Genomic DNA, 13,912 nt, shown 5'->3' with positions numbered 1-13,912 from the left:
AGGGCTGCCAGTCTACGCACCAAGCCCACTCCCCCGCGTGAAAAAATACTAGCGATCCAAAAACGTTCCCGCCAGCGGGAATTGCGACTTGTCAAGTCATGTCCTCAAATTCACCGATCCTGCAAATCGGCCTCTCAATTCCAGTACAGCCCCCTCCTCCGCATCCCTGTATGAGCAGTCATTTCTCCGTCGCGCTGATTGGTGCGGGGGGCCAACTTGCGACCGATCTCGCGACCGCCTTGCCCGCTGACACGCGCCTGCTTCCGCATCGCGCGATCGAACTGGAAGCCCCCGCATCCATCGAACGGGCGCTCGAGGGCTTCACTGGCGTCGTCATCAACACCGCCGGCTACAACCTCGTCGATCAGGCGGAAACGGAACCCGAACGCGCGTTTGCGGTCAACGCCTTCGGTGTCCGGAATCTCGCCCGGTACTGCCGGTCCAGAAACCTGAAGCTCGTCCACTTCAGCACCGACTATGTCCTCGACGCCGACGCGTCGAACGCCCGTCCGCTCGATGAACTGGCCCTTCCCGCCCCTTCGTCCGTCTATGCGGCCAGCAAGCTCGCAGGGGAACACTTCGTCCGCGCCGATGGCCCGGAGCACCTGATCATCCGCACGTGCGGACTGTTCGGCATCGCCGCGACAAAGGCCAAGGGCAACTTTATTGAAACGATGCTGCGCCTCGCCCAGTCGCGGCCGGCGATCTCCGTGGTCGATGACCAGCACTGCACGCCAAGTTTCACCGTCGACGTCGCCCAGGCGACGGTCGCGCTGTTGAAAGCCGGCGCTCAGGGCACGTTCCACATCACGAACGCGGGCCACACGACCTGGCGGCGGCTGGCCGCCGAAGTGTTCCGGCAGGCTGGCCTCCCGGTCGAAGTCAGGCCGATCACCTCGGCGGAGTTCGGCGCGAAGGCGAAGCGTCCATCATGGAGTGTGCTGGACTGCGGAAAGCTTGAGCGTATCCTCGGACGCCCCATGCCTGGCTGGCAGGACGCCGTCAGTCGCTACCTGCAGGCGCGTCCAACCGCCACGCCAGTCTCCTGATTACCAACCTGCCATCTTTGGAAAACTCTGTTCATGCCCCGAGTCCAGGTCGCCCTGCTCCCGTCCACGTTGCGAGACATCGACCTCTCGGGTTCGGTCGCGGTCGTCATCGACGTCCTGCGGGCGACGACGACGATCATCCACGCGCTGGCGGCCGGAGCGAGGGAAGTCATCCCGTGCCGCGAGGTGGAGGAAGCCTTCGCCGCCCGGGATCGACTGGGAGCCGATGAGTGCGCCCTTGGTGGCGAGCGGCACGGCCTGTTGATTCCTGGCTTCCAGCTCGACAACTCGCCATTCAGCTACACGTCCGGAACCGTGGGCGGGAAGTCGGTGGTTTTCACCACGACGAACGGCACGCGGGCCCTTGCCGCCTGTGAATCGGCTTCCGCAGTCGTGTGCGCAGGGTTCGTCAATCGGTCAGCGATCGTCGACTGGCTGAAATCCGACGGCCGTCCCGTCTGGATCGTCTGCGCCGGAACCGATGGCCTGGTGACCGCGGAAGACGTGCTCGTCGCCGGAGGAATCGCAGTCGGACTCCTCGGGACGGCGCCATCAGGCCCGATGTCCGTCGCTGAGGTCGAAAGCCTCGATCCGGCGAGAGGGGACGCCTGTGCGCTGGCAGTGCAGTTCTACAACGCCCACGGACTCACTGACGCACTGCGTCTCGAAGCCATGCGCACGAGCCGCGGCGGGAGCAACCTGATCGAAAACGGATTCGACCGCGATATCGCCCGTGCGGCGGAAGACAGCCGCGCGGGGCTCGACATCGTCCCGGAATTCCGCGACGGCCGGATCACCGTCATCTGACCCACTCGCCGAAAACTCAGCCCCGCATCGCCGCCATCACCTGGTCGGTGATCAGCTTCACCACCGCCTCGGGATCGAGCGCGCCGGCAGCCTCTTTCACGCCCGACGCCGGCTTGAGGTAGCCGGGATACGCCGGAGGAGCGTCAAACGCCTTCGTGACGGGAATCTGTTCCTTGTAGCCATCGCGGAACGCGCTGTTGCCGCACAGGTCGCAGTTCTCGTTGTGGAATCGCGGATCGTCGAAGCCAAGCTTCTTCTTGAGGTCAAGCAATTCGCGCGACTTCTGCTCGTTGAGGTAATGCACCTGTCCGCCGAGCTGCTTCGTGAGGATCAGGATCCGGCAGTAGGCGTCGAGGATTTCCGTCTTCCAGTAGGCCTCTTCGAGCGTGGCGCCGAAGCTGACCGTGCCGTGGTTCGTGAGAATGATCGTGTTCGTCTTCTCGAGGAACGGCAGGACCGTCTCGGCAAATGCATTGCCGCCAGGTGTTTCATAGGGAGCGAGCGGCACTTCGCCCATGAACACTTCGATTTCCGGCAGCACGCACTGCGGAATCGGCTCCCGCGCGACGGCGAACGCCGTGGCATGCGGCGGATGGCAGTGCACAACGGCCTTCACATCCGGCCGGTGCTTCATGATCGCCAGGTGCAGAAGGATTTCGCTGGTCCGCTTCCGCTTGCCGGCGATCTGCGCCCCTTCGAGGTCGACGGCGCAGATGTCATCCGGCGTCATGAACCCCTTGCAGATCATCGTCGGGGAGCAGAGAACTTCGTTCTCACCGACGCGGAACGAAATGTTGCCGTCGTTCGCCGCGGCGAACCCCTTGTCGTAGACGCGGCGCCCGATCTCGCAGATCTGCTCCTTGATCTGCCGGCTATGGATTCCAGAGTTCCATTGAGACATGAGGCAACCTGCAAATTCTGTTCGGATTGTCCGGCCTGTTCAGGCCCGGGGGGCGTGCCGCGGAGCCGCCGTTTCGGTGAACGTCGTCTGCGGGGAACCGGGAACTTTAGCACTCTCGCCCGGATGCCGGGAGCGAGGGAAGCCTGACGGAGACGTGTGTCTTTTCCTGACATCGCCTAAATTCCGGTCGGTTCCCTTCTCTCCCCCGTTTTCTTGCCGTGAATTCACCGCAACTGACTGTTGGACTCGAGACTTCTGGCCAGGTCGGCAGCGTGGCTGTGCTGCGGGGTGACGACCTCCTCGGCGAGCGCCAGATCGGCGATTCCGGACGCCGCCACGCGCGGACCCTCATTTCCGAACTCGACGACCTGCTGAAATCCCTCGCGCTGGCTCCCCGCTCCATCGACCACGTCGCCGTCAGCATCGGCCCCGGCAGCTTCACCGGGCTCCGGGTCGGAGTCGTCGCCGCGAAAACCTGGGGATTCGTGACCGGCGCCAGGCTCACCGCGGTCGGGACGTTCGACGCGGTCGCAGCGGCCCTCCCTCTCGACGCACCGCGCGCCTGGATCATCGACGACGCCCTCCGGGGCGAGGTCTTCGTTCAGGAGTTCCACGCCGAGGCCGGCTGCTGGAAACCGATCGATACCCCCCGTATCGCCTCCCTCGACAGCTGGCTCGCGGCCACCGCGCCGGGGGACGTCGTTTCCGGCCCCGCGGCGTCCAAATGGCCCGAGGACGTCGCCGCCGCGAATCTCGTCGTCGCCCCGGTCTCGCTCCATCGTCCCACCGCGACGATGGTTGCTCGCGCCGGCCTGAAGATGGCCCGCGCGGGGCAGTTGACCGACCCGTTCACCCTCGCCCCGTTGTACATTCGGCGAAGTGCCGCTGAAGAAAAACTGGACGCTCAAGCTGCTGCAGGACTGATGCAATGACGCAGACCAAACCACCCATTCTCACAGAAGACCAGGTCCGACAGTGGATCGCGACCAACCTCTCGATCGAAGACTTCCGCGGAAAGCGGCTGCTGCTCGTCGTGCCGGACGCCACCCGCACCGCGCCGATGCCGCTCCTGTTCGATGCGCTGTTCAAGCACCTCCGCCCCGTCGTCTCGTCGCTCGACGTGATGATCGCCCTCGGAACGCATCCGCCGATGTCGGAAGCCCAGATCTGCAAGCTGCTGGGCATTGATGAAAAAGAACGTCCGCGACTGTTCTACCAGACCGAATTCATCAACCACGAATGGGACAACCCCGACGCGCTGCTGACGCTCGGCACCCTCTCGAAGAAGGACACCGAGGCCGTCTCCGGCGGACTCCTCTCCATGGAAGTCCCCGTCCAGATCAACAAACGCATCACCGACTACGACCGCCTGCTGGTCGTCGGCCCCGTGTTCCCGCACGAGGTCGTCGGCTTCTCCGGCGGCAACAAGTATTTCTTCCCCGGGATCGCCGGCCCCGAACTGCTCAACTTCTTCCACTGGCTGGGAGCCCTCATTACCAACGTCGGCATCATCGGCGTGAAGAGCACGCCCGTCCGCGACGTCGTCAATATGGCGGCCAAGCTCATCCCGGTCGAACGACGGGCGCTCACCTTCGTCGTCACGTCCGATGGCACGGCCCGGCTGCATGGAATGTTCTACGGCACGCCCGAGGACGCCTGGTCCAATGCGGCCGACCTCTCCGCCATCACGCACATCAAGCGCGTGGCGAAACCGTTCAAGACGGTCCTCTCCTGCGCCCCGCTCATGTACGACGAGGTCTGGGTCGCCGGAAAGTGCATGTACAAGCTCGAGCCGGTCGTCGCCGATGGCGGCGAGCTCATCATCTATGCCCCTCACATGCACGAGGTCTCCGTCACGCACGGCAAGCTCATCAAGGAAGTCGGCTACCACTGCCGCGACTACTTCACGAAGCAGTGGGACAGGTTCAAGCACTACCCCTGGGGCGTGCTCGCCCATTCCACCCACGTCCGCGGCGGCGGCACGTTTGAGAACGGCGTCGAAAAGTGCCGCGTCCAGGTGACACTCGCCAGCCAGATCCCGGAAGAGGTCTGTCGCCAGATCAACCTCGGCTACCGCGACCCGGCCACGATCGACATTGAAGAGTTCGCCAACCGTGAGGACGAAGGCATTCTCCTCGTCCGCAAGGCCGGCGAGCAGCTCTATCGCCTGCAGTAACGGTTCGAGACTCGAACATCACCAGGGCCGACGACTCGCCGTCTCCCCGCACCAAGGTTCCACGATGCAACGCTTCGTCTGCCTACTGCTGTTTGGACTGATCGTCGCGACACGGTCGATCGAGGCCGCCCCCCCGGAGCCCCTCCGCGTGATGTCCTTCAACATCCGGTACGGTACGGCGAAGGACGGCCCGAATCATTGGGACCTCCGCAAGGACTTCGTCGTCGAGACAATCAAGGCCTTCAAACCCGATCTCCTCGGGACTCAGGAGACACTCGGATTCCAGAAGGATTTCCTCGCTGAAAAGCTGCCCGAATACACCGCCATCGGCGTCGGTCGTGACGACGGCGGCGACAAGGGCGAAATGATGGCGATCTACATCCGCAAGGAGCGCCTCGACGTCGTCGCCTCCGGCCACTTCTGGTTGAGCGAAACGCCCGATGTCGTCGGCAGCCAAAGCTGGGATTCCTCACTGCCGCGCATGGTGACCTGGGCCGACCTCCAGGACAGACAGGCCGCTGACAGGCCGCAGATCAGGTGGTTCAACACCCACTTCGACCACAGGGGCATCGAAGCCCGGAAACAGGCCGGTCGACTGCTGCGGGAGCGTCTTGCAGGGACGACCGGGAAGGCCCTGATCGTCACGGGCGATTTCAACAGCCTCGAAACGAGCGAGGCCTACAGGAACCTGTTCGGGACGATCGACGGACACGCCAGCCCCGTCCTCGACGTCTTCAAGTCGCTCCCGAAAGAGAAACAGCCGACGGGCGATACCGCGACGTTCAGCAATTTCCGCGGGGGCGGACCTCGCAAAGGGGGCCGGATCGACTGGATCGGCGTCAACGACCGCTTCCGCGTCGTGTCGGCCGAGATCGACTACACCGAACGCGACGGCCGGACTCCCTCGGATCACTTTCCGATCACCACCATCCTCGAATGGAGAACGCCCGGCGCGGCGGAAAAAGAGTAACGTCCGACAGGACCATCGTCCGCCGGACGCAATGATCAGTCTCCCAGGTGAGTCTTCCGGTAGTGACCTGGAGTGACTCCCAGGTGCCGGCGGAAGTGTTCCGTAAACGAACTCTGATCGTAGAAACCGCATTCGGCCCCGATCGACGCCAGCGACTGACCTGATTGCCGCAGCGCATGACAGGCGGCATGCACGCGAACCTTGATCAGAAGCTGTTGAGGGGAGACCCCGAGAGCGGCGCGGAACTTCCGTTCGAGCTGGCGCGCGGAGACTCCGGCCCGGGCAGCCAGGTCGGCGACGGCCACTGAACCCGCGTAGTGCTCACGAATGAAGTCGACGGCGTCGGCGATCTCGCGCCAGGGACCGGCCCTCCGGATGTCGTCGCCGCAATGCTGCAGGACGCCGAGGATGCCGATGATCCGACCGTGATGGGAACGGATCGGAAGTTTCGTGACCGTGTACCAGTCCGGCATGCCAAGCTGGTTCCACCACAACTGGATGCGGCCGCGAATCGGGCGTCCGGAGGTGAAAACTTCTTCATCGTCAATTGCGTAATCGCGGGCGACCGTCTCCGGGTACATGTCGAAATCGGTCAGGCCGATGACGTCCGCATCGTCACCTGCTGCAAAGCGGCCGAGGGCGTCCTGGCTGAAGAACATCAGTCGTCCGCGGCGGTCCTTCGCGAAGAAATGCAGGCCATGCAGCTCATTGAACAGTTCCGAGATATGCCGAAAGACCGAAAAGCGGCCCAGCCACTGCTCGCGTTCGACAACGCGGCGTCGACGCTCGCCGGCGGTGAGCCGGCGATGAATTCGGATGGGTGCGATCGGAGACACGATTGTCGCATTTGGCATAAGAACTGTCTCGCTTCCCCAAGACGGGCGTCAGGCACAGTCGTATCGTCGCCATCGTCCGAACCCTCGGCAATTCTGCCGTTCGGATCGCCGACTCCGGTCTTCCTGTCTCATCCCATCCTCCGTCATCCGCTGTCACGAAAGGTCGCTTGCCTTTGAGACCGGTGGGACCGTTCAGATTCCCGCCGACAACCAGCTCGTTACGCCCTGCGTCACCTCCCGTGGGTTCTGACGGATTCCGCGTCCCCCACGCCGCGAGACTCGCAGCTCATCTCCCTGCTCAGGAGCGCTCGTTATGCCGGCTTGGTTTCTGTCGTCTCGTTCCAGACACCGTGGTTTCACTCTGATCGAACTGCTCGTCGTGATCGCCATCATCGCGATCCTGATCGCCCTGCTCCTTCCGGCCGTGCAGTCTGCCCGCGAGGCGGCCCGCATGACGCAATGCCGGAACAACATGAAACAGCTGGGGCTGGCGATGCACAACTACCACGATGTGCACCGCTGCTTTCCCCCGGGGTATCTCGGATTCCCGGGCCTCAACTGCACCGTCGCAGTCCCTCACAAACCAGGCTGGGGCTGGGGCCTCTACCTGCTCCCGTATCTCGACCAGGGCCCTCTCTACAACAAGTTCAACTTCTCCAGCGGATACCTCGTCTGCGACAACCCGCAGGGACCGCAGGCCAACCTCGCTGTCGGAGATCCGCTGAACCAGCGCGTCCTCCTGGCCGCGTTCATGTGCGCGACCGCGACCGACCCCAACATCGCCCCGTCGCGCGACCCCAGCACCACGCCGAACAACCCGAGTTCACACGCCAAATCCAACTATCGCGGAGTCGCAGGAACCGATTTCAACGGCATTGACGCCAACGGCCTGCGAGGCGTCTTTGGAGATGGCCTCCTCACCGGCGCCGTCTCCGTCCGCAACGCCACCGATGGCACGAGCAACACCTTTGCCATCGGCGAATGTTTCCGCCGCGACCGCGATTCCAACCTCCAGACCTTCGTCGCCGGGGAATACACCGGCGCCAAATGGGCCGGACTTGCCCCCGATGAAGGTGGCTCGTCCGCCGTCATCACCCGGCTGAGCGGATCGGCGTTCCAGATCAACAGTTCGTCGATCAACGCCTTTGGCAGCCAGCACTCGGGCGGCGGAGCGAATTTCCTGCTGACCGACGGCGCCGTTCGCTTCGTGAACCAGAATGCCGATCAGGCCACCATCACCTCCATCGGAACTCTCAACGACGGCAAGGTCGCCAATCTCGATTAGCGTCCCTTTCCGAATCTGATGTTCCCGGCCTCGCGATCCGGGCCCCGTTGCTCTCCAGGCGATGACCCGGAAGCGGACGCTGTGCCCCGCGAGCCGAATTTCAGCCGGGCCTGCGGCGAACGCACCCTTTGCGCCGCCGCAGGCCGCGCTGAGTTTCCACGTGGCCGGAGCGGGGGCTCCGTCGTCCTCCAACGCGACCCACGACGCTCACTGGTCACGACCGACACATCGACGCACACGACAGGACTGCGAAATGACGATGTCTGAGGCTCGAGGCTCGCGATGGAAGCGGGTCTGCTTTTTTGTTGCCGCCTTCAGTTCGGCGCTCTCCGGATGCGGCGGACCGGAGACCCCTGAACTGGCCGACGTCACTGGGGTCGTCACCCTGGATGGTCGGCCCGCTCCCGACCTGCTGGTGTCGTTCAATCCGGAGAAAGGCCGCGCCTCGGACGGCGTGACCGACAAGGACGGCAAGTACCGGCAGCAGTATCTCTTCGACACCCCCGGGGCCACCCTCGGCAAGCACGTCGTGAAAATCACGACGTACATCGTCGAGGACGATTCTCCCGAAGCCTTGAAAGCCAGGGAGCGAGTTCCGCAGCGTTACAATCGAAAGTCCGAACTGACGGCCGAGGTCAAGCCGGGCCCCAACGTCATCAACTTTGAGCTCAAGTCGAAGTAAGGAACCGGTGATGTCGACGTTGCGAAAGACTGCGGCGCAGTGGCTGTGGATTGCCGGTTTGCTGCTCCCGGTCACCCTGGCGTCCGCCGAGTCCGGCCCCCAGAGGAGGCCTCCTCTTTTCCCGCCAGGCGAACAGATCGCCGTCGGCGGTTCTCGGACCGAGTCCCAGATCGGCCGCACGCAGGATGCACGGGCCGTCGTTCGTGGAGTGGTCGACGCGTTCGGTCACGGTTCCTTCGATCTCATCGTCGCGCCCGATCGCATCTATCCCTTCCGCCGCTTCGATGAACACGGGGCTCCGGTTTATGAGGCGCCTCGGACCATCGACGCCTCAGGGCTGGGCGGGCTCGTCACCTCTCACGACGGGATCGTCTACGGCCTCAGGACATCAGGAGGACGCATCGAGCTTCTCGAATTCGATCGCTCAGCGCTGAAGTTTCAGCCGCGCGCGATCTCGGACGAGTTGAAACTGCCGGGCGGTCTGTCCGGGGCGCTCGCCGGCCGTCTCGATGCGAATGGACGGCTCGACGTCTATTTCGGGGTCCACAATTCCGAGGGGTATCACCATCCGGAGATTCATCATCACCGGTTTGAGTATGTCCCCTTTGACGGGGCCGGCTTCTGGCGCGGCGGTCTCCCACGAGCCGCGCTCTATCACGCCCGTTTCGAATCCACGTCGCTCAAGAAGCTCGCGTCGCTCGGCCGGGCCGGCGCAGGTTCGCCCGAGTTCCTGTTCGATCTCCGCGGAATGGCAATCCTGCCCGGGCCGGAGTCACGACAGTTGTCGCTGATCACCAGCGAGAAACTGGGCGTCTTCCGCCGGTTCCCGCTCGATCCGGCCACCGGGGCGCCGGCGAAGTCCGAGTTCGTCAATGGGCCGGATCAGGTGGCGGTGCGGCATCCCGTCATCAATCCTGGCATCGCGACGTTTGCCGATCCCCAGTCGGGACGGCGAGCCTTCATCGTCAGCGATACCGGCCGGGTCTGGTTCTATGAGGCCACGCAGCAGGACGGCCGGATCGTCTGCGGCGAGCCCCTGCCCGTGCGGGCGCCCACCTCTGCGATCGCGCTCGGCGCGCTGCCGGTAATCTCGCCCGGAGATCTCGACGGCGACGGACGGATCGACTTTCTCGCCGGCAACGACGCCGGCCAATTGTTGTTCGTCAAGAACATCGGCGAGCCCGACCGGCCGGAGTTCGATGAACCCGTGCCCGTCGACGTCGACGGGGAACCGCTCGACATCAAGGCCGGCTACCGCGGATCGATCCAGGGTCCAGGCGAAGCGATGTGGGGCTATACCTGCCCGACGGTGGTCGACTGGAACGGAGATGGAAAACTCGACGTGATTCTCAACAGCATCCTGGCCGACTACATGGTCCTGCTGCAGCGGCCGGGCTCAGGGCCGCCGAGATTCACGAAGCCGCGGCCAATGTACTGCGACGGCCTGCAACTGCATCTCGCCTGGCGCAGCCAGCCGGCGATCTGCCGATGGGAACACGGCGGCCGCCTGGGAATGGTCTGCCTCGACGAGCAGAACCTGCTGCGGCAGTTCTGGAGAATCGACAACCAGAACGTCGAACGCGGTGAGTTGCTGCGGTTCCAGGACGGTTCGCCGATCAATGCCAATGTCGACGAAGGAGCCGGCCAAACCGGCCGCGCGAAACTCGTTCCGACGGACTGGGACGGCGATGGAGCGCTCGACCTCCTGGTCGGCACATCGCGGGGACTGTCGATCGCCGCGTCAGGAACGACGTTCTATCCCAGTTCATTCGGCGACACCCGGCAGGCCTCCGTTCTGTTGCTTCGCAACGCCGGAACAAATGCGGCCCCGGTGTTCGAATACGCCCGAATGGTCGAGTTCAACGGCGAACGCATTCGCCTCGGAACTCACTCCTGCTCGCCGCAGCTGATCGACCTCGGCCGCGGCGTGCGCGACATCCTTGTCGCGGAGGAGTCTGGCGGCATCCGCTACTTCCCCGCCGAAGGGCTGGCAATCTCGAAGGCGGCCCCGTGAGAGCTGTCGATTCCCGGCCGGGGCGCGCCGCTGGTTTCACATCCGCAGTGGACGCGCGTCGAAGAACTCGACGTTCGGATTCATCTTCTTGCAGTACTGGAACATCCCCTCGGTATCGAAGAGGACGACCGTCAGGCCGTCTTCATCGATGAGCTGTCGGCCCGTACTGGGGACCTTGAGGTTCTCGATGTCTTCCGTCGACCCTTTGACCCAGCGGGCCATGCGGTAGGGAAGCCGGTGAATCGTCGTGACGGCCCGGTATTCCGATTCGAGACGGAACTGCACGACGTCGAACTGCAGGGCCCCGACCGCAGCGAGGATCGGCTCCTGCGACGGAGCGAGCGGATCACGGAGGAGCTGAATCGCCCCTTCTTCCACCAGCTGGAGCAATCCTTTATCGAACTGCTTGCGGCGCTGTGTGTCGGTGCAGCGGAGGGTGGCGAAGCATTCCGGGGGGAACTGCCATTGGCCGGTGAACTGCAGCGGCTCGCCGATGCACAACGTATCGCCGAGGCGGAACTGGCCGGGAATCGTGAGGCCGAGCACGTCGCCCGGATAGGCCACGTCCATCGTCTCGCGTTCCTGGGCGAACAGCCGCTGAGAACGGCTGACCCGCATCCGGGTTCCCGTGCGGGCGATGCTCACCTCCATATCGCGAGTGAACGTCCCGCAGCAGACTCTCAGGAACGCGACGCAGTCATGATGCCTCGGATCGAGGTTCGCCTGGATCTTGAAAATCACGCCGGCGAAATCCGGGCGATCGGCGGGAACCATCCCCTTGTCGCTCGGTCGCGGAGCCGGCGGCGGTGCATACTCGTGCAGCGCTTCGAGCAGGAGTTCGATGCCGAAGTTGGTCAACGCGCTGCCGAAAAAGACGGGGGTAATTTGCCCCTCGAGAAACGCCTCACGGGTGAACGGCTCTCCCGCACATTCGAGAAGCTCCACTTCATCGCGCAACTTCGACAGCAGCAGCGGATCAAGCTGCTCCTCGGAGACGTTGTCCAGCTTCGCCGTCTCCGTCGGAACGCGCACGGCCCCCTGCGGAACGGGCGAGAACAGCTTCAGTTCCTTGTCGACGAGATCGTACACGCCCCGGAAGTCGCGTCCCGTGCCGATCGGCCAGTTGAGCGGAACCGCGTGAATGCCGAGTACCTGCTCGATCTCGCCCAGGTTTCCCAGAGGATCGGCGCCGGGGCGGTCGAGCTTGTTGACGAACGTGATGATCGGAATCTTGCGCTGGGCGCAGATCGCGAACAGCTTCTTCGTCTGCGCCTCGATGCCTTTCACGGAGTCGAGGACCATCACCGCACAGTCGACGGCCGTCAGCGTGCGGTAGGTGTCTTCGCTGAAGTCCTCGTGCCCCGGGGTGTCGAGCAGGTTGAGCAGCAGCCCTTCGTATTCGAACGACAGCACGGTCGACGTGATCGAGATTCCGCGCTCGCGTTCCAGCTCCATCCAGTCCGAGCGGGCCGCCCGCTGGGTCTTCCGCCCGCGAACCGCCCCGGCCGTCGCGACGCAACCGGAGTAGAGGAGCAGCTTTTCGGTCAGCGTGGTCTTGCCAGCGTCAGGGTGCGAAATGATCGCGAACGTCCGCCGACGGCGGATTTCGTTGCGAAACTGCTGGGATCCGCCCTGCGGCGAAGCCTCCGCCGCGGCGGGCGAAGAAAGAGTCTGTTCCGACATTGAACCATTCGAGAGACAAGGAATCAGGCATTCTGGCGGCGACAACGTTCTCAGCAAGGGCACACGAACAAACGGGCAGGAAAAATCCTCCCGCGTTCCGGGAGGTCCAGGGCCAGCTGAGCCAGCCGCAGGTGACGGGCTCAACTCCCATCGAGCCGCATCCCGGCGACGATCCACCTCCCGAACCCGTTTGCCCTCGCGTTCCGGACCTGAGATAGTTTCCTGCTTCCCCATTTTTGGCCCTGCTTCGGCGCTATGCAGCTTCAATCCATTCAGTCGTTTACGCTGCCCAACGGGTTTGTCGCCGTCCTCGAAGAGATGCCGGACGTGCAGTCCGCGGCGTTCAGCCTGCTGATTCCGGCCGGATGCATCTGGGAGAAAGAAGGAGTCAACGGCGCTGCCTCCGCCCTGGGAGACCTCACGACGCGGGGCGCCGGCTCTCGCGACAACCGCCAGCTCTCCACCGACCTCGATAATCTCGGGGTCCAGAGAAGCGAGCAGGTCGGGTGGAACTTCCTCTCGTTCAGTGGAGCCCTGCTGGCGGAAAACCTCCTGCCGGCGCTCGACATCTACGCCGATATCGCCCAGCGTCCGCATCTGCCGGAAGAAGAATTCGAACCGGTGATGGCCGGGCTCGAGCAGGGACTGCTGGCCCTCGAAGACGAGCCGCAGCGCAAGCTCTCCACCGAACTGCGCCGCAGAACCTATCACTCCCCCTGGAACCGGCCGACGGAAGGTGACCTCGCCGATCTCCCCAACATCACGATGGACGTCGTCCGCGAACACGCGGCCCGCGGATTTCGTCCGAACGGCGCCATCCTCGGCGTCGCGGGCCGCTTCGACGCCGACGAGTTAAAGCATCGCATCACCGAGTTGTTCGGCGATTGGCCGAGCGTGGCGATTCCTGATCTCGTCCCGGGGCCGCGCGGCAAGGCCATCGATCACGTCATGCACCCCTCGACGCAGGTGCAGATCGGACTCACCTACCCTGCCCCTCCGTATGGCGACCCCGATTACTACGCCGCCTGGGCCGCGGCCAGTGTCCTCGGGGGCGGACCGAGCGCGCGGCTCTTTACGGAAGTTCGCGAGAAACGCGGACTCTGCTACTCCGTCCAGGCGTCGCTCAACAGCCTGAAAACCGAAGGACGGACCATGGTGTACGCAGGCACCACGACCGAGCGGGCGCAGGAAACTCTCGACGTCATCCTCAAGGAACTCTGGCGTTTCAACGACGGAATTGGCGAGGACGAACTTCAGCGCTGCCTGGCACGGGCGAAAAGCTCGCTCATCATGCAGCAGGAATCGACCTCCGCACGGGCCGCTTCACTCGCTCGGGACTGGTTTCACCTGGGCCGCGTGACCACGCTCGAGGAAGTCCGCGACGAACTGGAGTCGTTGACCGTTCACCGGGTCCTGGCCGCGGCGATGAAATACGCCCCGACCGACCTGACCGTTCTCACCCTCGGACCACAGCCCCTCGAGATCCGGATCTGATTTCGCCGGGCCCCG

The 13,912-nt window shown here is 64.0% G+C and carries 12 protein-coding genes; 9 read left to right on the top strand and 3 right to left on the bottom strand.

Annotated features, from left to right (window positions below; translation table 11 throughout):
* The first annotated feature begins 170 nt into the window (after positions 1-170).
* Positions 171-1,049, top strand: a complete 879-nt coding sequence (gene rfbD / locus Pan44_RS13680; RefSeq protein WP_145030598.1) for a dTDP-4-dehydrorhamnose reductase — start codon at positions 171-173, stop codon at positions 1,047-1,049.
* Positions 1,050-1,082: 33 nt separating this feature from the next.
* Positions 1,083-1,856 (top strand): 2-phosphosulfolactate phosphatase, encoded by a 774-nt coding sequence (locus Pan44_RS13675; RefSeq protein ID WP_145030597.1) that lies wholly within the window; start codon positions 1,083-1,085, stop codon positions 1,854-1,856.
* A gap of 16 nt (positions 1,857-1,872) precedes the next feature.
* Here Pan44_RS13675 and Pan44_RS13670 read toward each other — a convergent pair whose 3' ends face one another.
* Positions 1,873-2,757 carry a class II aldolase/adducin family protein gene (locus tag Pan44_RS13670; RefSeq protein WP_145030596.1) on the bottom strand — a complete coding sequence of 295 codons (885 nt, stop codon included), beginning with the start codon at positions 2,755-2,757 and terminating at the stop codon, positions 1,873-1,875.
* A 218-nt stretch (positions 2,758-2,975) separates the two neighbouring features.
* Between Pan44_RS13670 and tsaB the strand changes: the two genes are divergently transcribed.
* The 3 genes from tsaB (at position 2,976) to Pan44_RS13655 (ending at position 5,903) form a co-directional block, all read left to right on the top strand.
* Complete coding sequence (tsaB, locus tag Pan44_RS13665; RefSeq protein WP_145030595.1) at positions 2,976-3,689, top strand: tRNA (adenosine(37)-N6)-threonylcarbamoyltransferase complex dimerization subunit type 1 TsaB; 714 nt, start codon at positions 2,976-2,978, stop codon at positions 3,687-3,689.
* Entirely contained in the window at positions 3,686-4,933 is a 1,248-nt protein-coding gene (locus Pan44_RS13660) for a lactate racemase domain-containing protein (protein WP_145030594.1), read from the top strand. The genes tsaB and Pan44_RS13660 overlap by 4 nt, the downstream gene beginning before the upstream one ends.
* Before the next feature lie 64 nt (positions 4,934-4,997).
* Positions 4,998-5,903, top strand: a complete 906-nt coding sequence (locus tag Pan44_RS13655) for an endonuclease/exonuclease/phosphatase family protein (protein ID WP_145030593.1) — start codon at positions 4,998-5,000, stop codon at positions 5,901-5,903.
* Positions 5,904-5,938: 35 nt separating this feature from the next.
* Here Pan44_RS13655 and Pan44_RS13650 read toward each other — a convergent pair whose 3' ends face one another.
* Positions 5,939-6,739, bottom strand: coding sequence for an AraC family transcriptional regulator (locus Pan44_RS13650; protein WP_197453308.1), 801 nt, complete (start codon positions 6,737-6,739; stop codon positions 5,939-5,941).
* 313 nt (positions 6,740-7,052) lie between these two features.
* Between Pan44_RS13650 and Pan44_RS13645 the strand changes: the two genes are divergently transcribed.
* The 3 genes from Pan44_RS13645 (at position 7,053) to Pan44_RS13635 (ending at position 10,720) form a co-directional block, all read left to right on the top strand.
* Positions 7,053-8,024, top strand: a complete 972-nt coding sequence (locus Pan44_RS13645) for a DUF1559 domain-containing protein (protein ID WP_145030591.1) — start codon at positions 7,053-7,055, stop codon at positions 8,022-8,024.
* Between the two features lie 259 nt (positions 8,025-8,283).
* Positions 8,284-8,706, top strand: a complete 423-nt coding sequence (locus tag Pan44_RS13640) for a hypothetical protein (protein WP_197453307.1) — start codon at positions 8,284-8,286, stop codon at positions 8,704-8,706.
* Between the two features lie 10 nt (positions 8,707-8,716).
* Positions 8,717-10,720, top strand: coding sequence for an FG-GAP repeat domain-containing protein (locus Pan44_RS13635; protein WP_145030590.1), 2,004 nt, complete (start codon positions 8,717-8,719; stop codon positions 10,718-10,720).
* A gap of 36 nt (positions 10,721-10,756) precedes the next feature.
* Here the strand turns inward: Pan44_RS13635 and Pan44_RS13630 are convergent, their stop codons facing one another.
* The gene (locus Pan44_RS13630) at positions 10,757-12,403 is read right to left on the bottom strand and encodes a peptide chain release factor 3 (RefSeq protein WP_145030589.1); all 1,647 of its coding nucleotides are present in this window, start codon (positions 12,401-12,403) and stop codon (positions 10,757-10,759) included.
* 255 nt (positions 12,404-12,658) lie between these two features.
* Here Pan44_RS13630 and Pan44_RS13625 point away from each other — a divergent pair, with 255 nt between their 5' ends.
* The gene (locus Pan44_RS13625; RefSeq protein WP_145030588.1) at positions 12,659-13,897 is read left to right on the top strand and encodes a M16 family metallopeptidase; all 1,239 of its coding nucleotides are present in this window, start codon (positions 12,659-12,661) and stop codon (positions 13,895-13,897) included.
* The last annotated feature ends 15 nt before the right edge of the window (positions 13,898-13,912 follow it).

The sequence above is a fragment of the Caulifigura coniformis genome (genome assembly GCF_007745175.1).
Lineage (GTDB): Bacteria > Planctomycetota > Planctomycetia > Planctomycetales > Planctomycetaceae > Caulifigura > Caulifigura coniformis.
The sequence above is the reverse complement of the archived record's forward strand: the minus strand, read 5'-3'. Positions and strand labels throughout refer to the sequence as shown.